Raw genomic sequence first — 25,412 nt, 5'->3', positions numbered from 1 at the left:
GGAGGCCGAGAGCCGCGGTGCGTGGCGCGGCGACATCGGTTCGACACACTGAGGAGAAACCTGTGCGCTTCGGCATCTTCGTCCCCCAGGGCTGGCGGCTCGACCTGGTCGGCATCGAACCGGCCGACCAGTGGGCGGTGATGCGCGAGCTGGCCCAACGGTTCGACAGCGGCGGCGAGTGGGAGTCGATCTGGGTCTACGACCACTTCCACACCACGCCGGTGCCCACCGACGAGGCCACCCACGAGGCGTGGTCGCTGATGTCGGCCTTCGCCGCCTCGACCAGCCGGGTGCGGCTGGGGCAGATGTGTACGGCCATGAGCTACCGCAACCCCGCCTACCTGGCGAAGGTCGCCGCCACCGTCGACCTGATCTCGGGCGGTCGCGTGGAGATGGGCATCGGCGCGGGATGGTACGAACACGAGTGGCGCGCTTACGGTTACGGCTTCCCGCCCGCCGGTGAACGACTCGGCCGCCTCGACGAGGGGGTGCAGATCTTCCGCCAGGCCTGGCAGACCGGGCGTGCCACCCTGGACGGCAGGCACTACCAGGTCGACGGCGCCATCGTGCACCCACGTCCGTTGCAGGAGAACGGGATTCCGATCTGGGTCGCGGGCGGTGGCGAGAAGAAGACGCTGCGCATCGCCGCGAAGTACGCGAACTACACCAATTTCAGCGCCGCCCCCGACGAATTCATCCGCAAGTCCGAAATCCTGCGCGAACACTGCGCGGAGGTGGGCACCGACTTCGCCGCCATCACCCGCAGCTCCAACTTCAACGCCGTGGTGGGCAGCACGGAAACTGAAGTGCAGGAACGTCTCTCGCTCATCATCGACCGCTACACACCCTTCCTCGGTGCCGATGCGGCCAAGACCTACGTCACCGACAATTTCGCGGGCAGCGCCGCCACCGGCACGCCCGAGCAGATCGCCGAACGACTGGGCGCCGTCAAAGATCTCGGCCTCGGCTATGCCATCCTGAATTTCCCCGAGGCCGCCTACGACACCTCCGGTATCGAACTGTTCGAGCGCGAGGTGATTCCCGCGCTAGGCGGGTAGGGCGGGGACGACGGCCTCGCCCATCCGGGTCAGCGTCGCGCAGGCATCGGGCGCGGGCTGGCCCGGGTTCGTCACCACGATCATGCGCACCACACCCTGCTCAGCGCCGAACACCACATCACAGGCCGTGGTCAGCGACGCCGAGTCGACCAGTTTGCGCCCCGCCCGCCCGGCGACCGTGATGTCGTAGAAGTTGCCCGGACCGGCCTCGGCCTCGAACTCCTCGAGCGATTGCCGCGCCGAGTACACCCGCAACGACGCGCTCGCCCCGTTCCACGCACACGTCTGCCACCCCGTTTCCGCCGACCCGGCGGGCACCCGCGACGCCGGATCGACCCCCGCCTGCGTCAACGCCTGCTCCCCCACCCCCGCGCAGGGCTCGAACAACGCCTTCGCCGCCGGGTCGTCCCCGGAACATCCGGCGAGCACACTCGCCACCACGATCCCCAGGCCCATCGTCGACAACCGGCGCATCCCGGATCCCTTCCACTCGCTCACAAACGCGCCAAAGCTAGCAAGCGATCACCCGCACCGCCCCCGCCCCGGCCCGATTCCGTCCTGATCACCACCGCCGACCTCGCGGGTTGTGGCGAACCGCAAGGGCTCGAACACTTCGGCGCCGCGCGGCTGGATGCGAGCTGTTCGTTCGCCGACAACCAGGTCTACCGGGCCGCGAGGCGCGATTCTCTCGGAACCCATACCGCCGCCTGATGAATTCGCGGCCCGCAATGTGCTTTTCGACCGCGTGCTCCGGGCGCACGGCGACATAGGATCACGTCCGGGCCTGCGAGAGATCGGGCGAATGGCTAAGAGCAAAGCCCCTGCCCACCAGTGTGATTCGCTGCCGCCCGACGAAGTCCAGGTCGACTGAGGGCTCGACCTGGTCCGGCAGCGGTATTGGCACGATCAACGGTTCCCGTTAAGCACCCCCACCTACCTTGCCGACATGAGCGACTCGGTGGACATGCGGAAAGAAGCCAAGCTTCTCAGCGCCAGATACGAACGGGACAGCGACGGTCGGCTGGTGTTCGTCCCGGCGGTGCCCGCCAAAGCGGACAACCCCGACGCGGAATGGCCGCTGCTGGCGAAGGATTCGAACGGCAGCACCACCCGGATGTGGTTCGCGTTCCCGTTGGACATGTCGTTGCACCTCGCGATCGGCGCCGCCGCATGGTTCGCCGTCCCCGGCTCGATATCGCTGCTCTACGGCCTACTCGCCTGGCTCACCGCATCGTTCCTGCACCGCACCGTCATCCAACGCCTCACCCGAGCGACGCTCGGAAAGGCCGTCTTCGGCCTCCGTATGCGCTACACCGACGGCTCCTACCCCACCCTCGGCCGCCTGATCAAGGAGTGGTTCCGTGGCCTCGAAACCGCCCTCGAAATGCTGGCCTTCTTCGGCTGAGAACACACCCTCCGAACATTTCGAAAGACATTTCGTTTCGTTCGAATATACACCGAATCTCACGGCACCTGCCGAACTCGACCAGGCGGTGCGAGCCTTCGCGGTCGGCGGCGCCGAACATATCCACCACTCCGGCGCCGTCGAGAAAGTAGCAGTACGCGGAGAGCATCTGCGAGACGCCCCGAGCCTCGACTTCTACTCGCGCCATCCCGAGCTTCGCTACGAGCTGAGCGGCGCGGAATCGATCGACCGGATCGCGCGGGGCGAACTATTATCATGAGCGGCCGCGGAGACAAATGAACCCGGCGCGGAACCTGCCCGCACCGGGTTCATCAGCAAAACTCACAGCATACAGCTGACACAATTCTCCACTTCAGTCCCCTCCAAAGCCATCTGGCGCAGGCGGATGTAGTAGAGGGTTTTGATTCCCTTGCGCCAGGCGTAGATCTGGGCCTTGTTCAGGTCGCGGGTGGTGGCGGTGTCCTTGAAGAAGAGGGTCAGGGACAGGCCCTGGTCGACGTGCTGGGTGGCGGCGGCGTAGGTGTCGATGATCTTCTCGTAGCCGATCTCGTACGCGTCCTGGTAGTACTCCAGGTTGTCGTTGGTGAGATAGGGCGCCGGGTAGTAGACGCGGCCGATCTTGCCTTCCTTGCGGATCTCGATCTTCGACGCCACCGGGTGGATCGAGCTGGTGGAGTGGTTGATGTAGGAGATCGAGCCGGTCGGGGGCACCGCCTGCAGGTTCTGGTTGTAGATACCGAACTCCTGCACCGAGGCCTTCAGCTCACGCCAGTCGTCCTGGGTGGGGATGTGCACGCCCGCGTCGGCGAAGAGCTGGGCGACCTTGTCGGTCTTGGGCTCCCACACCTGTTCGGTGTACTTGTCGAAGTACTCGCCGCTGGCGTACTTCGACTCGGCGAAGCCGCCGAACGCCGTGCCGCGCTCCTTGGCGATCAGGTTCGAGGCCCGGATCGCGTGGTAGACCACGGTGTAGAAGTACATGTTGGTGAAGTCGATGCCCTCTTCGGACCCATAGTGCACCCGCTCGCGCGCCAGGTACCCGTGCAGGTTCATCTGACCGAGGCCGATGGCATGGGACTCGTTGTTGCCCTGCTCGATCGAAGGCACCGAGTAGATGTGGGTCTGGTCCGACACCGCGGTGAGCGCGCGGATCGAGGTCTCGATGGTCTGGCCGAAGTCCGGGGAGTCCATCGCCTTGGCGATATTGAGCGAACCCAGGTTGCAGGAGATGTCCTTGCCGACCTTGGAGTACGAGAGGTCGTCGTTGAACTCCGAGGGGGTGGAGACCTGCAGGATCTCCGAGCACAGGTTCGAGTGGGTGATCTTGCCCTTGATCGGGTTTGCCCGGTTCACCGTGTCCTCGAACATGATGTACGGGTAGCCCGACTCGAACTGCAGCTCGGCGATGGTCTGGAAGAACTCGCGCGCCTTGATCTTCGACTTGCGGATGCGCTTGTCGTCGACCATCTCGTAGTACTTCTCGGTGACGTCGATATCGGCGAACGGCTTGCCGTAGATGCGCTCGACGTCGTACGGCGAGAACAGGTACATGTCCTCGTTCTTCTTCGCCAGCTCGAAGGTGATGTCGGGGATCACCACACCCAGCGAGAGCGTCTTGATACGGATCTTCTCGTCCGCGTTCTCGCGCTTGGTGTCGAGGAAGCGGTAGATGTCGGGGTGGTGCGCGTGCAGGTACACCGCGCCCGCGCCCTGACGCGCGCCCAGCTGGTTGGCGTAGGAGAACGAGTCCTCGAGGAGCTTCATGATCGGGATGACGCCCGAACTCTGGTTCTCGATCTTCTTGATCGGCGCGCCGTGCTCACGAATGTTGCTCAGCAACAAGGCGACACCGCCGCCGCGCTTGGACAGCTGCAGCGCGGAGTTGATGGAGCGCCCGATGGACTCCATGTTGTCCTCGATGCGAAGGAGAAAGCAATTGTGTACAACCGTGCCGCGGATCGAATAGGTGTGAGTGCCCTCGACGTGCAAGTTGTACACCATGTCGGGCGTCTCGGTCGTGCGCTCGACCGAACGCACACCATAGACGTGGCGACCGTGCACAACCTGATGGGTGGAGCGCTTCACGCCCTTACGACCGACGTAATTGTGGAGGTTCTTACCGATGTCGAAGATGAAGTCTTCGTTGTTGCCTGGCAGGCCTGGAACGAATACCTGGCCGGTCACGTTGCCTGCTTGGTTGACGTACTGGCGAACAGTCGACACGATGCCGAGTCGACGCAGCATCAGCTGAACTTGGTCGACGAGTTCGGGATTGACCAGGTCGAGCACCATACCGCCAGGCGTACTGCACCCGTCCCCACGGAACAACCCGGCAAGCAGGCCGCGCTGGAAGTCCTCATCCCCGGTCAGTACATCGTGCGTGAACCGCTTGTCTCCGTAGCCGGTTCCCGCCAGTGACATGAGCAGCGAGGCAACGACCTTGCTGTTGCACACCATTCTTGTCGAGTGATCCGAGTGGTTGGTATATAGCGAAAGATCCGCCCCGAAAACCTGCTTGAATGCCATACCGAGTTCGACGTGATACTCGGCCTCATGCGCTCCAAGCGTGAAGTGGACTCCGTTCGGTTGAACGCCCTCGACGCCTGATCGTTTGGACACATACCCCTCGGCGAGGTACCAACCGAGAATCAAACCCAGTTCGTAGGACTCCTCCACGTACCGGTTGACCGGTACGAAGCGCTGACTGTGACGCTGCTTGTTTCGATGCTTGGCGTCGACGTTCACCTTGCGGATCGCGCCGTCGACCTCCTCGTAGACACCGTTGCCCACGTGGTCCATGAGATCGAACGTGCGCCGCTCGCGTTCACCGAGTGGAGCCGTGGTCACAATGAAGTCGGACGGGTGCACGTCCTTGGCCGCCAACCACACAAAGCCGTTGAACGGATCCGCTCCGTCACCGTCGATCAATGTTTCGACATCGCGCGACGTCCAGACCAGGATCGGATGCTCTGGCGTACAGCGAATCGGCTCCTTGTGACCGAAATGCGAAATCGACACCAGTGCTTCGGTATTCGGATTCTCGATCAGGGCTTCCACCGCACGGTAGGACCCGTCGTGCGAGAGCACCAGGTCACCCGGCTGCAAGGTCTCGATAGCCCGCTGGCCCTCGGCCGTGTCCACGGGAGTACCCGCCGGGAAACAGCTCACGGGCTCGCCGCGCTGCTTCTTGCCGGAGTTGAGGAAGGTGGGGGTGGCGGGCTGGAAGCGGCCGTCGATGATCTCGTCGACCAGCTTGCTCGCCAACGTCTCGTCACCGGCGGCCAGGGTCAGCGCGACCATGCAGACACGGTCCTCGAACCGCTCGAGGTAGCGCTTACCGTCGAAGGTCTTGAGGGTGTAGGAGGTGTAGTACTTGAACGCGCCGAGGAAGGTGGGGAACCGGAACTTCTTGGCGTAGGCCTGCTGGAACAGTTGCTTGACGAAACCGCGACCGTACTGGTCGAGCACCTCGGGCTCGTAGTAGTTCTCCTTGACCAGGTAGTCCAGCTTCTCGTCCAGGTTGTGGAAGAAGACCGTGTTCTGGTTGACGTGCTGCAAGAAGTACTGGTGCGCGGCCTCGCGGTCCTTGTCGAACTGGATCTCGCCGTCGGGGCCGTACAGGTTCAGCATGGCGTTGAGGGCGTGGTAGTCCATCACCTCGGCGGCCTCGGGCCGCACCGCCGCCCGCTCTAGACGGGCTGACTTGCCTGCCGGTGCTGTGGTTGCTGTTGCCAAAACAATCCCAATCCCTCTCGGACGCGCGCGACGTCCTCAGCGGTTCCCATCAGTTCGAAGCGATACAGGTACGGCACCCCGCATTTGCGCGAGATGACATCGCCTGCAGCACAGTAGGTTTCGCCGAAGTTCGTGTTACCGGCCGCGATCACACCGCACAGCAGGGCACGGTTGTGCGGGTCGTTGAGGAACTTGGCGACCTGCCGCGGTACGAGATCCTTGTCGGACCGTTGCTCACCCATGACGTGCCGACCACCACCGTAGGTGGGGGTGATCAGCACGTAGGGTTCGTCGACGCGCAGCGAATCAGCGGTGTGCAGTGGTAGTCGAGTAGCCGGGAGACCCAGTTTCTCGACGAAACGGTGAGTGTTCTCCGAAGCGCTGGAGAAGTAGACCAGCCCGCCCGGAGTCGTCCGTTCGGGCATCGCGGCTCCTTCCGAGCGAAGTCCTAGGCGGCCGCGACGGCGAGCGACTTGATGCGGTCGGGACGGAAGCCCGACCAGTGGTCGTCACCGGCGACGACCACGGGCGCCTGCAGGTAACCGAGGGCCATGACGTAATCGCGCGCCTCGGCGTTCTCCGAGATGTCGATGATGTCGTACTCGACCCCGACCTTGTCGAGCGCCTTGTAGGTGGCATTGCACTGAACGCACGCGGGCTTGGTGTACACGGTGACGGTCATCTCTAGAGTCCCTCTCTCCTATGCCTGATCCACAGCCTGGTTATCCGTATGCAGTGCACGAACGGTGATGCTGCGCAAACTCCTGGATCTGGCGAAGAAAGCCCTGCTCGCAACCCCTTCCCTTGGGCCCGATCAGTAGTGGCTTCACACCGTGTTCCAGTACCGAAGACACTACACCTAGTGGCCGACAGATGGGAACAACACAAGGGGTTGCGAGTCGCACAGATGTAATTTCCACCGGGTAAGTCCCAGGACGCGCCCCAGCCCAGCAGGCGAAACAGTGGTTCAGATCACGATTTCGCCTACCGGCGAGTCTTCAGCAAACCGGCTCGACAACGAAAGAGCGCCGCACCGACCGTGTCGATGCGGCGCCCGTGGGGAGCGCTGTCAGCTTACGCGGTGACGAGCGTGCCGTTCGCCGCGGCGACCAGTTCGTGCACGGCCGCGCCGAGCTGGGTCAGCGCCTCGGCGTCCTGGCTGGGGTGCACCTGGGCGAACCGCTCACCGATGGTGCCGAAACGGACGGTGGCCGACTCGACCACGACGCCACCGGCGACGCCGACGGCCTTGACCGCGTCACCGTGCGCCCACTCGGCGGCACGCGCGCTGATCGAGGCACTCACCACGGCGACCGGCTTGTCCTTGATCGAACCGGCACCATAGGGACGCGAGGCCCAGTCGATGGCGTTCTTCAGCACGGCGGGCAGGGTGCCGTTGTACTCGGGCGTGACCAGCAGAACGGCGTCGGCGGCGGCGACCGCGTCGCGCAGCGCCTGCGCGGCGGCGGGAACGGAACCGGGAACGTCGATGTCCTCGTTGTAGAAGGGGATCTCGGCCAGACCCTCGTACAGGGCGACCTCGACACCCTCGGGCGCGGTCTGCGCGGCGGCCTCGGCCAGGCGGCGGTTGATCGAATCGGCGCGCAGGCTGCCGACCAGAGTAAGGATGCGGGTCTCGCTCATGACGACTCCTGGTGTACTCAGTGGGAGGATCGAAGTTTCATCCCAGACTAACCGGACCACGGTCCGAATACTTCCCCGGAGGGGCGTGTGAGCAGCGTGAGCTACAGCACACCGAGGTCCGACGAGCCCGGGCTGCTGCGCATCGGGCAACCGTCGTCGCTCACCGCGGAACCGGCCGAGCGTGCCGACGCGGCCCGCAACCGGGCGCTGCTGCTCGACGCGGCCCAGCAGCTGGTGCGCGAGCACGGCGTCGCGGGGCTCACCATGGACGCGCTCGCCAAGCGCGCGGGCGTCGGCAAGGGCACGGTGTTCCGCCGCTTCGGCAATCGCTCCGGGCTCATGCTGGCCCTGCTCGACCACTCCGAACAGAAGTTCCAGACATCGTTCATGTTCGGGCCTGGCCCGCTCGGGCCCGACGCCGACCCGGTGGAACGGTTGATCGCCTTCGGCCGCACCCGACTGCTCGACATCGAACTCGAGGGCGACCTGCACCGCGCCGCCGAGGAGAAGGGCCGCTTCGGTGACGGCCCCTACGCGCTGCACCGCGCCCACATCGTGCTGCTGCTGCGCACGGCCGGGGTGCGCGGGGAACTCGCGCTGATCGCCGACGGCCTGCTCGCGACGCTCTCGGCGGCGCTGGTCCTGCATCAGATGGAGGTGCTCGGCTACACCCGCGCACAGATCGGCGACAACTGGGAATGGCTCGTTCGCCGGGTTGTTTCGCCTGCCGCCCAAGTAGAGTGAGACGGCATGGGGACACTGCGTGAACAGATCATTGCCGAATTGGGTGTGCGACCCGAGATCGAACCGAAGCAGGAGGTCCGCAGGCGCGTCGACTTCCTCAAGGAGTACCTGAGCACGACCCCCGCGAAGGGTTTCGTGCTCGGTATCAGCGGCGGGCAGGACAGCACCCTCGCCGGTCGGCTGTGCCAGCTGGCCGCCGAGGAGCTGCGGGCCGAGGGCGGTGACGCCACCTTCCTCGCGGTCCGGCTGCCCTACGGCGTGCAGGCCGACGAGCACGACGCGCAGATCGCCCTGAACTTCATCGACCCCGACCGCTGCGTCGTCGTGAACGTCCGCCCCGGCGTCGACGCGGTGTCGGCCGAGGTGGCCGGGTCCATCGACCACGAACGGTTGCGCGACTTCGTGCGCGGCAACATCAAGGCGCGCGAGCGGATGGTCGCCCAGTACGCGCTGGCCGGGCAGGAGAACCTCCTGGTGGTCGGCACCGACCACGCCGCCGAGGCGGTCACGGGATTCTTCACCAAGTACGGCGACGGCGGTGTCGACCTGACTCCGCTCACCGGCCTCACCAAGCGTCAGGGCGCCGCGCTGTTGCAGGAACTCGGCGCCCCGCCGAGCACCTGGTCGAAGGTGCCGACCGCCGACCTCGAGGACGACCGGCCCGCGTTGCCCGACGAGGACGCGCTCGGCGTGCGCTACAGCGAGATCGACGACTACCTCGAGGGCAAAGACGTCACCGACAAGGTGGCCGACCGGGTGGAGTCGCTGTTCACGGCGACCCGCCACAAGCGCACCGTCCCGGTGACGCCGCTCGACACCTGGTGGCGCTAGCCGTCGACTTCGGCGAGTCGTCGCGTCAGGAAGCGGCGGACCTGGTCGTTTTCCGCGGTGGCCACGGCCCGCCGGTACTGCTCGGCGGCTTCGGCATCGCGTCCCGCCCGGCGCAGCAGATCGGCGCGGGTGGACACGACCGCCGAGGACCCGGCCAGCCGCGGGTGGTCGGCGATGGTGTCGAGCGCCGCCAGTCCCGCCTCGAAACCGTCGCGGAAGCCCAGGGCGACAGCACGGTTCACCAGCACGATCGGTGAGCGCGTGGCGCGGGCGAGTTCGTCGTAGGCGGTGACGATCGCGTGCCAGTCGGTGTCCGACCAGCTCGGTGCCGTGGCGTGCGCGGCCGCGATCCGGGCCTGAGCGAGATAGGGCCCGGTGTGACCGTCGGCGGCGGCCGAGATCAAGCAACGCAGGCCCGCCGCGATGGCGCCACGATTCCAGCCCGACCGGTCCTGCTCCTCCAGGGGCACCAACTCACCGGTGGGAGAACGCCGTTGGTCGCGACGGCTGTCGTTGAGCAGCATGAGGGCCAGCAGCGCCCTGACCTCCGGTTCGTCCGGGAGCAGAGCACAGAGCAGACGACCGAGCCGAATCGCCTCGTCGCACAATTCCTCGCGCACCGCCGTCGCGCCCGAGGTGGCGAAGTAGCCCTCGGTGAAGACCAGGTACACACAGGACAGGACCGCCGGGGTCCGCTCGGGCAGCAGGTGCGGGGGTGGCACTCGCAGGGGAATGGCGGCATGACGGATCTTGGCCTTGGCGCGGGTGAGCCGTTGCGCCACTGTGTGTTCCGGTTGTAGGAAGGCTCGCGCGATCTCGGCGGTGCGCAGGCCGCACACCAGCCGCAGGGTGAGGGCGACCTGCGATTCGGCCGACAGCGCCGGATGGCAACAGGTGAAGATCATCCGCAGCTGGTCGTCGGCGACCGGCGCCATGTCGAGCTCCTCGTCCGGTGCGGGGAACCCGACCTGGCCGAGTCGGACCGCGTCCTGTTCCTTTGCCGCCCTGGCGGATTCGCGCCGCAAGCGATCCAGCGCGCGATGCCGGGCGGCGGTGGTGATCCATGCGCCGGGGTTGTTCGGGAGCCCGCGCTCGGGCCAGGTGCGCAGGGCGTCGGCGAACGCCTCCTGCACAGCGTCCTCCGCCGCGCCGATGTCACCGAGCTGACGTGCGAGAGTGGCCAGGGCCCGACCGAATTCGGCACGGTAGACGCGGTCGAGATCGATCGGGCCCGTCGGCATCGTCAAGCGCCGAGATCCACGACCTGGCGAACCTCCACATGCCCCTTCTCACCACACGGGATCCGAGCCGCGATCCGGGCCGCCGTCGCGCGGTCGGGAGCCGCGAACAGGTAGAAACCGTCGACCACCTCGGCGAACTCGGGGAAAGGCCCGTCGGTGAGCAACAATTCGCCCTCGCGCACCCGCAGGGTCGTCGCGGTCGCGGGCGGCATCAGCGCCGCGCCGCCACGGATCGCCGCGCGCTGTTCCTCGCCGAACCGGCTGTGCTGCGCCACCGCGGCGTCCCACTCGGGTGTTTCGGGGGCGATCACCGCGTCGGGCTGTTCCCAGAGCAGCGCCATCCACCAGTCCGGACCGGGAGTGCCGTGCGGGGCGTACATCACCGCGGGCCGCAGTTCGACGGCACCGACGGCGGCAGCCGGGATCCGGCGCGCCCGCTGGATCGCCTCGTCGAGATCCGCGCAGTCGAGCACATAGAAGCCGCCGACCACCTCGGCCTGCTCGGTGAACGGGCCGTCGGTGATCATCACCTGCCCCGCACTGTGCCGGACCGTCAGTGCCGTCTCGGCCGGATACAGCGCGGCGCCCCCGGCCACCGCCGCTCCCGCCTCGCTCTCGAAGTCCACATATGCCTGGAGTTCGGCCTCGAACTCGGGGCTGCCCGGCTCCGCGCTCGCGTCCTCGCGGCCTGCCAGAGTCGCCAGATAGTGCATGTCGCTACCTCCTCGGATGACGCCGGGCCCGATGCCCCACGTTGTCCAGACGACGAACTCCCGGCGGGGATCTCTACATCGATCCGCCAGAAATTTCTCAGCCGCCCGCGAACGGGGGCAGCACGTCGACCGTGTCACGCAGGGTGGCGGCGGGGTCGCGGGTGAGTTCGTCACCGATCAGGAAGGCGCAGACGCGGACCAGCGTGTCCACCTCGGCGCCGTAGGTGGCGGCCAGGGTGGTGCGCAGGTCGGCGATCGTCGCGCCGTCGGGTAGGTCGAGTGATTCGGTGTTCTTGCCGACCGCGTCGGCGATCGCGGCGAAATAGCGGACCTCAACCACCGATGGCTCCCATCGTGCGTTCCGGGGGGACGAAACCTGCGGCATCGATGCCGTGACCTGCCCATTTCTGCCACATCGCACCGCGCCACAGTTCGGCGACCTCGGCATCGTCGGCACCGGCGCGTAACGCGGTGCGCACGTCGAACTCCTGGTCGCTGAACAGGCAGGAGCGCAGCATGCCGTCGGCGGTGAGTCGGGTGCGGTCGCAGTTGTCGCAGAACTTGCGGGTCACCGTCGCGATGATGCCCACGGCTGCCGGACCGCCGTCGACCAGCCATTTCTCCGCGGGCGCCGCAGGGTCGGCACGGCCCGCGGGAGTGAGGGTGAAGCGGGTGCCGAGCACATCGAGCAGGTCGGCGGCGGTCACCATCTGTTCGCGCGCCCACTCGTGGTCGGCGTCGAGCGGCATCTCCTCGATGAAGCGCAGTTCACAGTCCTCGGCGAGGCACCAGGCCAGTAGGTCGGCGGCCCCGGCGAGGTTGTCACGCATGAGCACGGCGTTGACCTTCACCGGCGCCAGGCCCGCGTCGCGGGCGGCGCGGATGCCGTTGAGGACCGATTCGAGGCGGTCGCGGCGGGTCAGGCGGGCGAAATCGAGCCGGTCCACGGTGTCGAGCGAGACATTCACCCTGCTCAGACCGGCTTCGGCGAGGCCACGCACCCGATGCTCCAAGCCGACGCCATTGGTGGTCATCGCCAACGGTGTGTCGGGCACGGCGGCGTGACAACCCGCGATGATCTGCTCGAGCTCCCGGCGCATCAGCGGTTCCCCGCCGGTGAACCGCACCTCACGCACCCCGAGTTCCCGCACCGCCAGCGACACCAGTCGCACGATCTCGTCGGCGGTGAGCAGTTCCTCGCGCGGAATCGGCGGCAGGCCCTCCTCCGGCATGCAGTACGTGCAGCGCAACGAGCACTTCTCGGTGATGGAAACACGCAGGTCACGGGCGACGCGGCCGAATCGGTCGACCAGCAGCGGCGTTTCGGGCCTGCCGTCGAGGGACGGCCGCTCCGAGCGCACAGCGGGGATCCCCATCTCGACCAGCGTCATTCCTCCAGTATGACCCGTCGGGCCCGTCGCGACGGGTCCGGTGCGGCGATTCGTGCTCACCGTCCGCGCCCGAAAACAGTGAGCAACACGATCGAACCGGGCGCGGCGACGACGATTAGGCTGGGCACATGACTCACCGGCCCGCCACCGCGTCGGCGCGCAGCGTGGACGAGTACCGCGACACCGTCGCCGCGCTGCTGGCCCACCTCGCCGATCGCCCCGACGAACAGGTGCCGGTGCCCGACGCGCTCGGGCGCGTCCTCGCCGCCGACGTCACCTCGCCGATCGATCTGCCGGTGTTCCGCAATTCGGCCATGGACGGGTACGCCGTGCGGGCCGCCGACGTCGCGGTCACCCCGGTGACGCTGCCGGTCGCCGGGGTGGTCGCCGCGGGCAGGCCCGGCACGGAGATGCTGCCCGAGGGCGCGGCGATGAAGGTGATGACGGGCGCGCCGCTGCCGCCCGGCGCGGACTGTGTCGTCCCGGTGGAGGACGTGCAGGCGGGCACCGACCGCATCGTCGTCGAACGCGGCCGGGCGCGCGGGGAGTTCGTGCGCGAAGCCGGGACCGATGTGCGGGCGGGCGAGTTGGTCACGCGGGCGGGCACGGTGCTCGCGCCACGTCATATCGCCGCGTTGGCCGCCGTCGGGATGCCGACCGTGCCCGTGCTGACACGGTTGCGTGCGGTGTGCCTGACCACCGGCGACGAGTTGCGACCGGCCGGTTCGGTTCTGGCGCCCGGGCAGATCTACAACTCGAACGGGATCGGCCTGGCCGCCGCCCTGCGCGCCGACGGTGTCGACGTGCTCGAGATCGCGCACAGCACCGACGACGCATCGATGTTCGCGCGGGTACTGCGGTCGGCGGTCGCGCGGGCCGATGTGGTGTTCACCTCCGGCGGTGTGTCCAAGGGCGACTTCGAGGTGGTCAAAGAGGTGCTCGGCCCGCTGGGCGGCACGTTCGGTTCGGTCGCGGTGCAACCGGGCGGTCCGCAGGGCTACACGGTGGTCGACGGTGTGCCGGTGCTGAGCTTCCCCGGCAATCCGGTGAGCACGATGGTTTCCTACACGGTGTTCGCCCGGCCCGCGATCCGCGCGCTCGCCGGTCTGCCCGCACCCGCGAGTCGCGAGCTCACCCTGCTCACCCCGATCCGCTCCCCGGCGGGCAAGCGCCAATTCCTGCGTGGGCTGACCAGCGACGACGGCGTGGAAGTTGTGTCCGGCCCCGGTTCGCATCTGATCGCGGGCATGGCATGGGCCGATGCCCTCGTCGACGTTCCCGCCGAGGTCACCACACTCGACGTCGGCACCACTGTGCGAATCTTGATGCTATGAGCGAGTTGTCGCACGTCGACCGCGAAGGTCGCGCCCGCATGGTCGATGTGAGTGCCAAGCCCGACACCACCCGGATCGCCGTCGCCGCAGGGGAATTGCAGACCACCGCCGAGGTGGTCGGTCTGGTGCGGGCCGACGGCATGCCCAAGGCCGATGTGTTGTCCACCGCGCGGCTGGCCGGAATCGCCGGTGCCAAGAAGACTTCCGAGCTCATTCCGCTGTGTCACCAGCTGGCGCTGTCGTCGGTGAAGGTGGAGTTCGGGTTCACCGAGACGACCATCACCATCGAGGCGAGCGCCAAGACCACCGGGCCGACCGGGGTGGAGATGGAGGCGCTCACCGCCGTTGCCGTGGCGGGCCTCACCTTGCACGACATGGTGAAGGCGGTCGATCCGGCGGCGGTGTTGAACGGGGTGCGGCTGGTCACCAAAGAGGGTGGGAAGCACGGGCATTGGGTGCGGCCCGAGGCGAGGGGCGCCGTCGAATCAGACAGCGCGGCTGGTGAGTCGCATGGTACCGCTGGCGAATCGCACAGCATCCCTGGCGAATCGCACAGCAGCGCCGACAACTCGCGTAGCGCCGCTGTCGAATCGCACAGTGCCACGAGCGAGTCGCACGGCACCGTTGACGAATCGCGAAGTGCCGCTGTCGTTGTCGCCTCGACTGGTGCGGCGGCGGGGACGCGCACCGACACCACCGGCCCGGTTCTCGCTGAATGGCTTGCGAAACAAGGCTTTTCGGTGCGAGGGCCGCTCGTGTACGCGGACGCGGAGATCGGCGCCGGACTGACCGACGCTCTCACAGGAGCACCCTCGCTGGTCATCACGACCGGTGGCACCGGCGCCTCACCCACCGACGCCACACCCGAAGCGACGCGAGCCGTGCTCGACCGGGAGCTGCCCGGGGTGGCCGACGCCATCCGGCAGCGTGGAACGGCGAAATTCCCGCTCGCGGCGCTCAGCCGCGGAATCGCGGGCCTGGCGGGACGCACCGTGGTGGTGAACCTGCCCGGTTCGCCCGGCGGGGTGAAGGACGGCATCGCCGTGCTCGAGCCGCTGCTGGATCATCTGCTCGCGCAAGTAGCCGGAGGCGGCAACCATGAATGACAAGGGCACGGTCGCACTGGCCACGATCAGCGACCAGGATCTCGATCCCGCCGCCGTCGAAAAAGCCGTGGACGGACCGGAATTCGGCGCGGTGGTGGTGTTCACCGGCAAGGTGCGCAATCACGACGGCGGGCAGGCGGTCTCATCACTGGAGTACTCCGCCCACCCGCAGGCCGAACGATTCCTACACGCGGTGTGCGCCGAAGTCGCAACCGCCAGCGGCCTTCCCGTAGCCGCCACCCACCGCGTCGGCGCCCTCGACATCGGCGGCCTCGCGATCGTGGTCGCCGTAGCCGCCCCCCACCGCGCCGAAGCGTTCACGGTGTGTCACCAACTCGTCGACCGCATCAAACACGAGGTACCCATCTGGAAACGCCAACTCTTCGCCGACGGCCTCTCGGAATGGGTCAACGCCTGCGGTTAGACCATGCTCGGGGTGTAGCGCCAGATGCCGAGCATCGCCTGGTCGTCCAGGGGTGAGTCGCCCTCGAAGACGGTGGTGTGCAAGCGTTTCAGGGCGGCGTCGGTGTCGAGGCCCGCGCCGATGAGTACCAGGCTCGACACCCGGGGCTCGCCGCGCGCCCAGGTGCCGGGGGTGAAGGTCACGTGGCGGCCGACCAGGTGCATCTCGAATTTGCGGCGCTCGCCCTCGACCGCGAAGGCCACGCAGCCCTTGGCGCGGAACAGGCCGTGCGGGGGGTTCTCCAGGAAGTCGACCAGCGCACGTGGATTCAGTGGGCGTTCGCTGGTGAACGACACCGACACGTAGTCGTCGTGGAAGTGGCGGTGGTCGGGATCGTCGTGGTCGTGGTCGTCGAGCAGGGCGTCGAAGCTCAACTGCTGAGCCACTTTCGGCTCCTCGCGGGTGCGCTCGTCGAAGAGCAGGCCGGGATCGACGCGGCCGTGGGTGGTCGCGTAGACGGGCACCTGGCCGACCCATTCGCCGAGTCGCGCGCGCAGTGCGGTGAGCGCGTCGGCGGTGACGCGGTCGGCCTTGTTCACCAGCACCAGGTCGGCGAGTTTCAGATGCGCGATCAACTCGGGGTGGCGGGTGCACGTCTCGCCGAACTGTTCGGCATCGACCACCTCTACGAGGCCGCCGTAGGCGATCCGTGGATTCGGGTTCGCCACCACCATCCGGATCAGGTTGCGCGGCTCGGCCAGGCCGCTGGCCTCGACCACGATCACATCCACCGCGCTGCGCGGCTGCGCGAGCTGGGCGAACAGATCATCGAGCTCGGAGACGTCCACCGCGCAGCACACACACCCGTTGCCCAGCGACACCATGGCGTCGACCTGCCCCGCGACCAACATCGCGTCGATGTTCACCGCGCCGAAGTCGTTGACGACCACCCCGATCCGGGTCCCCCGATTGTTGCGCAACAGATGGTTCAGCAGGGTCGTCTTCCCCGACCCGAGAAACCCAGCGACGATCACGACAGGAATCACGGCCCCCATCGTGCCACTCCCCCGCCGCGCCCCGCTCCATCCCACCTCCCCCACCACTCCAGGCCCCGGCCTCACTCCGTGGGCCGTGGGCCTGGAACGATCCCCACGCTCTGGTGGCGTTCGGCTCTCGCGCGATGCCGCCACCCGAGCGTGGTGATCGTGAAACGTGCACAGCCGCCCGCTGGATCGAGGGCGGCTGTGGACCCGGTCGGCTACTTCGTCGGGCCGAAGACGACGCCAGCGAGGGTGTAGGCCAGGTTGATGAGTTGGTTGGTGATGACGCTGTTGTCCATGCCGAGGGATTGCGCCATCGGCATCAGCATGTTCATCACCGTGAGGACCGGGCCGCCGAGGGAACTGCTCAGCGACGTGATGTCGGGGACCGATTCCTCCTGGTAGGGCTGGGCCTTCGGCGCGGCGCCGCGCTCCCGTGGGGTGGGCGCCGGTGCCGCGGGCGGACGGGCGTTGGCACCCGGTGCGGTGCGGGCCGGGGCGAACGGCAGCGGCGCCGGGTCGGCGACCGGTGCCCGGGCAGGTGCCCGCGCCGGGGCGGGAGCCGCCGGGGTGCTGGACGCCGTGGAATCGCTGGCCGGGCCCTGGCCGGATTCGTCGCCGGACGTGCCGTTCTCGGGCGACCCCTGCGCGGGTGCGCCGGGACCTTCCCCGGCTCCTGACTCCGCGCCCGCTTCGGGTGCCGACCCCTCGCCGACACCGCCCGACTCGGGCACCGAGGCCGCACCGGGATCGGGCACCGCACCCTGGCCGACGCCACCGGGCGCCGAGCCCTCACCGGCTTCGCCGGACGCCGATCCCTCGGCTACGCCGGACTCGGGTTCCGCACCCTGGCCGACTCCGCCGGATTCGGGCGCGGCACCCTGGCCGACTCCACCCGACTCGGGCGCGGCACCCTGACCGACTCCACCCGACTCGGGCGCGGCACCCTGACCGACTCCGCCCGACTCGGGCACCGACCCCTGATCGACCCCACCGGGCTCGGACGTCGCACCCTGCCCCGGCTGCCCTGCCGCACCCGGTTCGCCCGCGGCACCGGGCTCGCTGGTCGACGGCGAACTCCGGCGCGGCGCGGTGGTGTCGGACTGACTCGGCTTGTCGGTCGAGTCCGTCGCCGCGCCCGGTTCGGGCTCCTGCCCCGGCGTGGGTGTTGCCGTCGCCACCGGCGCCCGGCCCGGAATCGGTTTCGGTGCCAGCGCCAACGCGGGTGCGGGCCCGATCGGCTTGTTCAGCAGATACCCGACCACGCCGGTCGTGATGGCCACCGCGTGCCGTAGCCGTCCTTCGCGCGATTCGAGCAGCGCCGCGTCCTCGGCGTTGGCGCCGTTGCCCATCTCCACGAAGACGAGTGGGACCCGGGTCAAGGCGGGCCCGGCCACGTCGGCGCGGGTCTGCAGGCCGTTGTTCGCGCCGCCGTAGGTGGCGGGCGGGATTCCGGCGGCGACATAGGCGTCGCGCACCGCGCTCGACGCGGCGAGCCCGGCCCGCGACTGGGCCTGCTCGACGGCCGGGTCGGGCACCGGTAGTTGCGGCACGATGAGGTGGAAGCCGCGCTGGTCGGCGGCCGCACTGTCGGCATGGATGCTCACCGCCACCTCGGCGCCGGATTCGTTCGCGGCGCGGGCGCGGTCGTCCACGCACCCGCCCCACCCGGCATCGTCGGCGCGGCTGAGGACGACCTCGGCGCCGAGTGCCTGCAGTGAAGTCTTCACCAGCTGGGCCACTTCCCAGTTGATGGTGTGTTCGGGGACGCCGCCCAGTGAGGTCATGCCGGTGGTCTGGCAGTCCTTGGTTCCGCCTCGGCCGTTGTCGACCTGACGAGCGAGGTCTTCCGCGTGCGCCGGACCCTGATGTCCCGGGTCGAGGAAGATCGTCTTCCCGGCGAGCTGATCGCCCGGCGCGGGCTCAGGATCGGCGTGGGCGGTCACGGGCAGCAGCCCGGACAGCGACACCACGACCGCGGCGGAGACGGTGGAGCAGAGACCGGCCTTGATGATGTCTGGTTTCATGTTCGGTCGGCGCTCCGGCACGGAGCACCCCTCCCTTCCCATTGGTAACACCAAACCCAGTAATTAACTCTTGCCACGTGTACAACGACAGAGCAAGCGCCGTTATCGAACTGCAATAGGCCGATAATCGCTGGTCAGGCGCCCAGATGAGGTCTTCGGCAGGGGTGTCAGGCAACCTCCGGCAACTGCCGAAGGGAGCGAAGCGCATAGTGCACGCGAGTCTTGACGGTGCCGACCGGAACCCCGAAGTCCTCGGCGACCTCCCGATAACCACGATCGCGCAGGATCACCTCGACCACCGCGGCGCGCTGCGGCTCGGGCAGGCGGGCCAGCAGCTCGTCGACCAGCAGTCCGTCGATCAGTCCGTCGGCGAAATCCGGTCGTCCGCACGGCACCAGCTCGGCGAGATCGTCGAAGCCCACGTCGACCGGACGGACCGCGCGGGCCCGCACGATGTCGACCACCACGTTGCGCTCGATCGCCAGCAGCCACGTGCGCACGCTGCCCTTTCGGGCGTCGAAGTCGGCGCACGCGCGCCACGCGCGCAACAGCGTCTCCTGCACGGCATGCTCGGCCAGCCCGCGATCGCCGAGGCTCCGCATCGCCCGCCAGTGCAGCAGGCCGCGATCGGTGGCCAGCACCTCGGCCAGCCCGTCTCTGGTACACAGTCGCGCGCAGTGCGCGTTACAGAAGTTGTCCGCCATACCGGGTTATCGCGGCCGGAGCGTCGGATGACAACGCCTTAAGCGACTCTTCAGGATCCTGCTGGTGCCGTGCTGGAAAGTAGTTCCTGCGAGCCCGGCCGGGCCTGCTCCAGGAGGGGGGAGCAGGGCTGCCGGGCTCGCTCCGTTTCCGGGTCACGAAGGAATTGCATACATAGCGATTCATGCATATGATTGCGGCGTTCGGATCACCGGAGAGGGGAAGATCGCATGGGCGCAGGGCACGGGCACGACCACGGGGTGTCGGCCGACAGTGACAAACGCTGGCTGGCTGGCGCGCTGGCGGTGATCGTCACGTTCCTGATCGGCGAGGTCATCGTCGGTATCGTCGCCGATTCGCTGGCCCTGCTGTCCGACGCGGCGCACATGACGACCGACGCGGCGTCCATCGCGCTGGCACTGTGGGCGATCCGGTTGGCCGCGCGCCCACCGAAGGGTCGGATGACCTTCGGCTGGAAACGGGTCGAGATCCTGTCCGCCCAGGCCAACGGACTCACCCTGCTCCTGCTCGCCGCGTGGCTCGGCTACGAGGCGATCCGCAGGATGTTCGAGCCGCCGGAGGTGCACGGCATGCTCGTGCTGATCACCGCGCTGGTCGGGGTCGCGGTGAACGTGCTCGCCACCTGGATGATCAGCCGGGCCGATCGAACCAGCCTCAATGTCGAGGGCGCCTACCAGCACATCCTCAACGATCTGTTCGCGTTCATCGCCACCGCGGTCGCGGGCGTGGTCATCATCCTGACCGGCTGGGCGCGGGCCGACATCGTCGCCACCCTGATCGTCGTCGCGTTGATGATCAAGGCCGGTATCGGGCTGATCCGCGCGTCGAGCCGTATCTTCCTCGAGGCCGCCCCCGACTACCTCGATCCCGAACGGATCGACACCGACATCCGCGCCCGCGACGGCGTGGTCGGGGTGCACGACCTGCACATCTGGGAGATCACCTCCGGCTCGCCCGCCCTCTCGGCGCACATCCTGGTGCAGCCCGGCCGCGACTGCCACGCCGTGCGCGAGGACGTGGCGCACATGCTCGACCACGACCATCACATCAGCCACGTCACCCTCCAGGTCGACCACGCCGGCCCCGAGGTGCTCGCCATCGGCAGGCGGGACAGCAGCGCCTGCGTCGACCCGCATACGGCCAGAACCCCGCACACGCACTGACCGCGAACACGAGAATGCCCCACACCGAACGGTGCGGGGCATTCTCGTGGTCGGACGGTGATCGCCCGACCCGGCCGTTCACCGGCCGAAAGCGCTGACGAATCAGCCGCCGAAGGAGCCGGTCCACAGGGTGTCGACCAGACCGTGCAGAGCAGCACCCAGGGTGTCGAAAAGACCGTTCAGGGCGGCGCTACCGGTGTCGATGATAACGGGGATCATAATTTCTCCTCTGTTTCTCACGCTCCAGCCGAGGCTGGCTTACGAATGGCGTATCGACCCCCGAACGGCGCGAGTTACGGAATTCTCGAATTAGTGACACCGATAACAGTTGATCATTCCCACCTATTGTCACCTGCGAAGATAGGCGATACATAGCGTTACTAAAGAAACCGTGAGAATTCGGTGAGAAACAACTTCACGGAGGTTTGAACGGGATCCGCCCCGAATATCAGGGGCATAAATTGCACGGAATATCCGCTTCGTCCTGCTCAGACCGTTGGGCCGCACCGAGGACTCCCCCGCGTCCGAGTCGTGAACCGAACCCGGCGCCGAGCGCATCTCCTCGGGTACGTCGATCCGACGAACGAGAAGAGACGAGGCCTGACATGAACAAGACCCTTGCCGTCGTCGCCGCCGCAGTCGTCTGCGCGCTGAGCGGCGCGGGCCACGCGAACGCCGACGAGTACGGCCCCTACGCCGAGTACGAGGAATGCGTGCAGGCGGCCGACGACTACGACCAGCAGTGGCGACAACAGCGACCCGACGAGATCGAAGGCGGCGGCAGCGGTGGCGAAGATCCCGACTACGGCGGCAACCGGGAGATGAACGACGACGGCTACGTCGGCCTGGACCCGCACTCGGACGAGAACGCATCCGATTCCTTCGCCCGCTGCTACGCGGACCCGGACGGCTACTGGTACTTCGCGACTTGACGGCTCTCGGCCGCGACAGCCGCACCGGAAACCGAGCGCGGAGGTTCGACCTCGTGAGCCGCACGGACTCCGTCCGGTGACTCCTTTCCCACGATCGGTAGACCCGCGACCATGCGCGCGACCAGGCGCACGAAGGCCAGATGCGTGCGCAGGGCGCGGGGCGAACGGGCGACGGAGGAGACGGTGCAGGTGCCGGTCGGCGCCGGGCGCCCGGCGAACCGGTCGGTGATCCAGTCGAGAATCGCGGGGACGATGAGGAATTCCAGCGGGAGGTGGGAGCCTCGGCGGACTCGGAGGTAGCGCACCGTCGCCCCGGCCTGCTCGTATCGGCGTACGTGGGCGTCGATGTCGGCGACCGCGATCACCTCGTCGTTCACCCCCTGGACGACCAGCAGCGGCGCCGAGGGGGCACGGGTGCCCGGCTCGATGTCGGCGAGGATGCGGCGCAGGGCTGGTTCGGCCAGCAATTCGCCCATCCCGCCGCGCAGGTGCCGGGCGATGTCGCGGCGGATGAACAACAGCAACAGCGCGAACGTACTTCGCACCTCGGCTTCCCCGAGTAAGCCGCGGTACCGATTGTCGACGTGGCGATCCAGCACCGCGCCGAGTTCGGGATAGGCGTGCCGCAGGCCCGCGACGAACGCCGCGGGGAAGCCCGCGAACCAGCCGCCGTTGAGTCGTACGAAGGCGGCGGCCGGGTCTCCCACCGGGGAGCCCGCCGCCGCTCCGACGATATTCAGTTCGGGCGCGTACTCGGCCGCCAGTTCCGCCGCCCACGCCGTCGCCAGTCCCCCGCCCGAATAGCCCCACAGCGCCACGGCGGTGGACGGGTCCAACGCCGCGGGGGCGAAATCGAGTGCGGCCCGAATTCCGTCCAGCGCACGGTATCCGGGCTCACGTGCGGCCCCGAACCGGCCACCCGAGCCTTCGTGATCGGGGATCGACACCGCCCAGCCCTGCTCGAGAGCCATGGCGATGATCGGCAGTTCGAGCGGGGCGATCGAGCCGATGGTCCACGCACCACGCCGCAATGCGTAGGACGGAAAGCACTGCGGGGCAACGGCATCGATCGCGCACTGGAACGAGACCAGCGGACGCGGCCGGTCGGACCGCCCCCAGGGCAGCAGCACCGTCGTCACCGCGACTTCGGGTGTGCCGTCCAGATCGCAGGTGCGGTACAGCAACTGCCAGGCGGTGATCCGTTGCCGGATCACCCCGAACAGTGCCACCTCCACCGGCCTGGACCGCACCACCGTGCCCGGCGCGAGCGCGTCGATGCCGGGCACGGCGGTGTAGAAGGGGTCGTCGGGCGGCAGCACGGGCGCGGAGTGACCGGTCACAGGCTGCCGCCTCCGCCGAAGAACCACGGGTTGAACGTGCAGGCCAACTCGGGGCCGCGGGTCGGGTCGAGGGCGCGCAGCGCGATGGAGGTGGCGCGGGGGGAGTACATCATCGTGAGGTGGTCGGAGACGTCCTGTTCGCACCCGGCCTGCAGGGTGATGTTGTCGACGGTCGCGTCCGGCCCGGCGACCAGGAAGCCCAGGTCGAGGGGGTTCATCACCTCGTCGTAGCGGGAGCCGACCACGGTGTAGTTCACCCCGGGCACGGTGTCACCGCCCGCGTTGAGGGTGGTGTAGAACGGCGAACCGATGGCCTGTTCCACATTGGCGGCGCCGATGATCGGCCGATAGAAGCCGAGGATGTCGATGCCAGCGTTGTTGATCATGCGGCCGAGCGTGGCGATGCCGAGCAGGGAGGTGCCGTGGTGAGTGCCGCCGAGGCTGACCAGCGTGCCCACCTTGCCCTGTCCCCCGTCGAACTTCAGGTACTGGTTGGCGATGGTCGCGCCCTGGGAGTGGCCGACGATGTCGACCTGCTCGGCGCCGGTCGCGGCCCGCACCCGTTCGATGAACGCGGCGACCTGGCGTGAGGATTCGGCCATCGGCCCGACGCCGTTGCGGCCGGGCAGGATCGCGCCGAGCCCACCGGTCTCCAACAGCGTCGACTTGCCGAAGTTCAGTGTGAACACGCAGTGTCCGGCATCGGCCAGCCGCGGCGACAGGTAGGAGAAGGTGTCGTAGGCGTTGAGCCAGGTGCCGTGCAGCAGGACCACCGGACGCGGGTGGGCGGCGGTGGGTTTGCAGTCCCAGCGGTTGGCCTTGGGCGGGGCGGCGTCGGGGTGCAGCAGGCCGTAGGCGAAGGCGGGCAGGTAGGCCGACATCGAGGGGCCCTCACCGACGGTGTCGCTGGCCCGGCTCGACGACCCCGAACCGCTGCCCGAGGCGCTGCCGGTGTCGGCGATGGCGGTGGGTCGACCATCGGGGGTGTTCGGGGCGGCGGCGTCGAGGTACTCGGCCAGTGAGGCGATGGTCGGTTCCAGCGTGGGAGTCGCGGCGGCCGGGACGGTGCCGAGCGCGACGAGCGCGGCGGCGATGCCGAACGCGGACAAGGTCCGGCGAAAAGGATGCGTCGTTGCAATCAAGGGGTTTCACTTCCGTAGAACAGCGTCGTCGAGCAGGTGACTCGATGCGCGTTCTGCGAATCTATGACCGGGACCACAGCGTGTCACTGCACCGTGCGCCCAGAAAACCGACCCATCCTTGTCTCGGGAACCAAGTTCTCGTCGTAGCCGACGGGAGTGCCCACTTTCGCCCTGTCTTGGGACACAATTCCAGGCATGCTCGCCGAACAATCCACGCCCGCGTCGCCCGATCTGACGACTCGCCTGCTGAGCCGCTGGCCCCAGATCGCCGAGCGCATGCTCGCCGAAGGCCTCGCCGCCAAGGCCCCCGCCGAACTGCCCGCGGGGCACTTCACCGCCGAGGTGCTGCCGACCATCTACGCCTGCGGCCGGGCGGTGCTCGACGCGATCGCCTCGAACCGCGAGTTCACCAAACCCGAAGTGGCCATGTTCGTCGCCCCGGTCGCCGAGCGTCATGCCGAGGACCGGTTGCCGTTGCCGCTGCTCATCGACGCCATCCACGCCTCGGCCCAGTCGTTGCTCGCGGCGGCGTCCACGGAGATGCGCCCTGATGAGATGTCCGACTTCATCCACGTGTTCAGCCGCCTGCTCGACCTGCTGCGCCACATCAACATGACCGTGGTCGAGACCTATACCGAGGTGGAACAGTCGATCTACCACGCCGAACGCGAGGCGCGGCGCGAGCTGTGCTCGGCGCTGGTGCGCGGGCTGCCCGCCGAGGAACTCGCGGCGCGGGCCGACACCATGCTCGCCGAGCAGTACACGGTGCTCGCGATCCATCTCGACGAGCCGCCGCGCACCGGCAGCGCGGCCAACCTGCTGACCCGCCGCCGGATCCGGGTCCTGCAGCGCGCCCTCGACGCGCTCACCGGAACGACGACGCCCGCCACTTTCGACGGAACGAGCGGTATCGCGCTGCTGAGCCGCTCCGAGGCCGATGTGCTCGATGCCGAGCGTTTCGACCAGCTCGCCACCCGACTGGCCGAGCAGTTCGGGGTTCCGGTGTTTCTGGCGGAATTCTCCGAGGTCGCCCGCGACGACATTCCCGCCGCCGCCAAGGACGCCACCGAACTGACCGAACTGGCACGACTGCGCGGCAAGCCAGGTGGTTGCTACCGGCTCGACGACCTGCTGCTCGAGTATCAGCTCACCCGTCCGGGTCCGGCGCGAGAGCGCTTGGCGCAGCGCGTGATTCCGCTCCTGTCGAGCCCGCATCTGGTCGACGCACTCGAAGCGCACCTGCAGTTCGGCGCCGACCGGAAAACGGCCTCACGCAGAATTCACGTCCACCCCAATACCTTCACCTATCGATTGCGCCGCATCGCCGACCTCACCGGCCTCGACCCGGCCGATCCGAAGGATTCACGAATGCTGGCCGCCGCGCTCACCGTATATCGACTGGATTCCGCATAAACGAAA

General features: G+C 67.8%; 25 protein-coding genes. 11 read left to right on the top strand and 14 right to left on the bottom strand.

Translation table 11 applies throughout. The features are described from left to right. Positions 1–62 precede the first annotated feature (62 nt). The gene (locus tag NC7_RS20145) at positions 63–1,058 is read left to right on the top strand and encodes an LLM class F420-dependent oxidoreductase (protein ID WP_067985395.1); all 996 of its coding nucleotides are present in this window, start codon (positions 63–65) and stop codon (positions 1,056–1,058) included. On the opposite strand, the gene NC7_RS20140 is transcribed toward NC7_RS20145, so the two are convergent. Then, positions 1,047–1,556: a DUF3558 family protein gene (locus NC7_RS20140; protein WP_084458632.1), complete on the bottom strand. Its 510-nt coding sequence runs from the start codon at positions 1,554–1,556 to the stop codon at positions 1,047–1,049. The two genes, NC7_RS20145 and NC7_RS20140, sit on opposite strands and share 12 nt — an antisense overlap. A 448-nt stretch (positions 1,557–2,004) precedes the next feature. Here NC7_RS20140 and NC7_RS20135 point away from each other — a divergent pair, with 448 nt between their 5' ends. After that, the gene (locus NC7_RS20135) at positions 2,005–2,463 is read left to right on the top strand and encodes an RDD family protein (protein WP_067985391.1); all 459 of its coding nucleotides are present in this window, start codon (positions 2,005–2,007) and stop codon (positions 2,461–2,463) included. Beyond that, positions 2,420–2,743, top strand: coding sequence for a hypothetical protein (locus NC7_RS29265; protein ID WP_157102098.1), 324 nt, complete (start codon positions 2,420–2,422; stop codon positions 2,741–2,743). Before NC7_RS20135 ends, NC7_RS29265 begins: the two co-directional genes overlap by 44 nt. A 62-nt stretch (positions 2,744–2,805) precedes the next feature. Here NC7_RS29265 and nrdE read toward each other — a convergent pair whose 3' ends face one another. The 4 genes from nrdE to NC7_RS20110 form a co-directional block, all read right to left on the bottom strand. Continuing rightward, positions 2,806–6,162, bottom strand: a complete 3,357-nt coding sequence (nrdE, locus tag NC7_RS30570; protein WP_373861263.1) for a class 1b ribonucleoside-diphosphate reductase subunit alpha — start codon at positions 6,160–6,162, stop codon at positions 2,806–2,808. Between the two features lie 11 nt (positions 6,163–6,173). Continuing rightward, positions 6,174–6,644 (bottom strand): class Ib ribonucleoside-diphosphate reductase assembly flavoprotein NrdI, encoded by a 471-nt coding sequence (nrdI, locus tag NC7_RS20120; protein ID WP_067985387.1) that lies wholly within the window; start codon positions 6,642–6,644, stop codon positions 6,174–6,176. Between the two features lie 23 nt (positions 6,645–6,667). Continuing rightward, the gene (gene nrdH / locus NC7_RS20115; RefSeq protein WP_067985385.1) at positions 6,668–6,901 is read right to left on the bottom strand and encodes a glutaredoxin-like protein NrdH; all 234 of its coding nucleotides are present in this window, start codon (positions 6,899–6,901) and stop codon (positions 6,668–6,670) included. 392 nt (positions 6,902–7,293) lie between these two features. Further along, positions 7,294–7,863, bottom strand: a complete 570-nt coding sequence (locus NC7_RS20110) for an NAD(P)H-dependent oxidoreductase (RefSeq protein WP_067985383.1) — start codon at positions 7,861–7,863, stop codon at positions 7,294–7,296. A gap of 132 nt (positions 7,864–7,995) precedes the next feature. Between NC7_RS20110 and NC7_RS20105 the strand changes: the two genes are divergently transcribed. Both NC7_RS20105 and nadE read left to right on the top strand, forming a co-directional pair. Then, positions 7,996–8,607, top strand: a complete 612-nt coding sequence (locus NC7_RS20105; protein ID WP_444980002.1) for a TetR/AcrR family transcriptional regulator — start codon at positions 7,996–7,998, stop codon at positions 8,605–8,607. A 6-nt stretch (positions 8,608–8,613) separates the two neighbouring features. Next, on the top strand, positions 8,614–9,438 hold the full coding sequence (nadE, locus tag NC7_RS20100) for an NAD(+) synthase (protein ID WP_067985381.1): 825 nt from the start codon (positions 8,614–8,616) through the stop codon (positions 9,436–9,438). Here nadE and NC7_RS20095 read toward each other — a convergent pair. The 4 genes from NC7_RS20095 to moaA all read right to left on the bottom strand — a co-directional run bounded on the left by NC7_RS20095 (position 9,435) and on the right by moaA (position 12,783). Then, positions 9,435–10,679, bottom strand: coding sequence for an RNA polymerase sigma factor (locus tag NC7_RS20095; RefSeq protein WP_067985379.1), 1,245 nt, complete (start codon positions 10,677–10,679; stop codon positions 9,435–9,437). The two genes, nadE and NC7_RS20095, sit on opposite strands and share 4 nt — an antisense overlap. Before the next feature lie 2 nt (positions 10,680–10,681). After that, on the bottom strand, positions 10,682–11,392 hold the full coding sequence (locus NC7_RS20090) for a YciI family protein (protein ID WP_067985377.1): 711 nt from the start codon (positions 11,390–11,392) through the stop codon (positions 10,682–10,684). Between the two features lie 97 nt (positions 11,393–11,489). Continuing rightward, positions 11,490–11,732 carry a MoaD/ThiS family protein gene (locus NC7_RS20085; protein WP_067985375.1) on the bottom strand — a complete coding sequence of 81 codons (243 nt, stop codon included), beginning with the start codon at positions 11,730–11,732 and terminating at the stop codon, positions 11,490–11,492. Continuing rightward, complete coding sequence (gene moaA, locus NC7_RS20080; protein WP_067985373.1) at positions 11,725–12,783, bottom strand: GTP 3',8-cyclase MoaA; 1,059 nt, start codon at positions 12,781–12,783, stop codon at positions 11,725–11,727. The genes NC7_RS20085 and moaA overlap by 8 nt, the downstream gene beginning before the upstream one ends. A 128-nt stretch (positions 12,784–12,911) precedes the next feature. Between moaA and NC7_RS20075 the strand changes: the two genes are divergently transcribed. The 3 genes from NC7_RS20075 to NC7_RS20065 are packed head-to-tail and all read left to right on the top strand — an operon-like array spanning position 12,912 to position 15,647. After that, entirely contained in the window at positions 12,912–14,117 is a 1,206-nt protein-coding gene (locus NC7_RS20075; RefSeq protein ID WP_067985371.1) for a molybdopterin molybdotransferase MoeA, read from the top strand. After that, positions 14,114–15,223 carry a bifunctional molybdenum cofactor biosynthesis protein MoaC/MoaB gene (gene moaCB, locus NC7_RS20070; RefSeq protein ID WP_067985369.1) on the top strand — a complete coding sequence of 370 codons (1,110 nt, stop codon included), beginning with the start codon at positions 14,114–14,116 and terminating at the stop codon, positions 15,221–15,223. The genes NC7_RS20075 and moaCB overlap by 4 nt, the downstream gene beginning before the upstream one ends. Continuing rightward, positions 15,216–15,647 (top strand): molybdenum cofactor biosynthesis protein MoaE, encoded by a 432-nt coding sequence (locus NC7_RS20065; RefSeq protein ID WP_067985368.1) that lies wholly within the window; start codon positions 15,216–15,218, stop codon positions 15,645–15,647. Before moaCB ends, NC7_RS20065 begins: the two co-directional genes overlap by 8 nt. Here NC7_RS20065 and NC7_RS20060 read toward each other — a convergent pair. The 3 genes from NC7_RS20060 to NC7_RS20050 all read right to left on the bottom strand — a co-directional run bounded on the left by NC7_RS20060 (position 15,644) and on the right by NC7_RS20050 (position 19,397). Continuing rightward, positions 15,644–16,681: a CobW family GTP-binding protein gene (locus NC7_RS20060; RefSeq protein ID WP_067985366.1), complete on the bottom strand. Its 1,038-nt coding sequence runs from the start codon at positions 16,679–16,681 to the stop codon at positions 15,644–15,646. The genes NC7_RS20065 and NC7_RS20060 overlap by 4 nt on opposite strands. A gap of 203 nt (positions 16,682–16,884) precedes the next feature. Then, a complete protein-coding gene (locus NC7_RS30565) occupies positions 16,885–18,693 on the bottom strand; it encodes an N-acetylmuramoyl-L-alanine amidase (RefSeq protein WP_067985364.1) in 1,809 nt (602 codons plus the stop codon). A gap of 167 nt (positions 18,694–18,860) precedes the next feature. Further along, positions 18,861–19,397 (bottom strand): sigma-70 family RNA polymerase sigma factor, encoded by a 537-nt coding sequence (locus NC7_RS20050; protein ID WP_067985363.1) that lies wholly within the window; start codon positions 19,395–19,397, stop codon positions 18,861–18,863. 228 nt (positions 19,398–19,625) lie between these two features. Between NC7_RS20050 and NC7_RS20045 the strand changes: the two genes are divergently transcribed. Next, the gene (locus NC7_RS20045; protein WP_067985361.1) at positions 19,626–20,579 is read left to right on the top strand and encodes a cation diffusion facilitator family transporter; all 954 of its coding nucleotides are present in this window, start codon (positions 19,626–19,628) and stop codon (positions 20,577–20,579) included. Between the two features lie 605 nt (positions 20,580–21,184). Beyond that, positions 21,185–21,511, top strand: coding sequence for a hypothetical protein (locus NC7_RS20040; protein WP_067985359.1), 327 nt, complete (start codon positions 21,185–21,187; stop codon positions 21,509–21,511). Here NC7_RS20040 and NC7_RS20035 read toward each other — a convergent pair. Continuing rightward, entirely contained in the window at positions 21,490–22,851 is a 1,362-nt protein-coding gene (locus tag NC7_RS20035; RefSeq protein ID WP_084458630.1) for a lipase family protein, read from the bottom strand. The genes NC7_RS20040 and NC7_RS20035 overlap by 22 nt on opposite strands. After that, a complete protein-coding gene (locus NC7_RS20030; RefSeq protein WP_067985357.1) occupies positions 22,848–23,993 on the bottom strand; it encodes an esterase/lipase family protein in 1,146 nt (381 codons plus the stop codon). The genes NC7_RS20035 and NC7_RS20030 overlap by 4 nt, the downstream gene beginning before the upstream one ends. A gap of 195 nt (positions 23,994–24,188) precedes the next feature. On the opposite strand from NC7_RS20030, the gene NC7_RS20025 reads away from it, so the two are divergent. Beyond that, complete coding sequence (locus NC7_RS20025; protein ID WP_067985356.1) at positions 24,189–25,406, top strand: PucR family transcriptional regulator; 1,218 nt, start codon at positions 24,189–24,191, stop codon at positions 25,404–25,406. Positions 25,407–25,412 lie beyond the last annotated feature (6 nt).

Origin of the sequence: Nocardia caishijiensis NBRC 108228, assembly GCF_001612825.1 — a bacterium.
GTDB lineage: Bacteria > Actinomycetota > Actinomycetes > Mycobacteriales > Mycobacteriaceae > Nocardia > Nocardia caishijiensis.
This window is presented reverse-complemented; position numbering and strand designations above follow the sequence as displayed.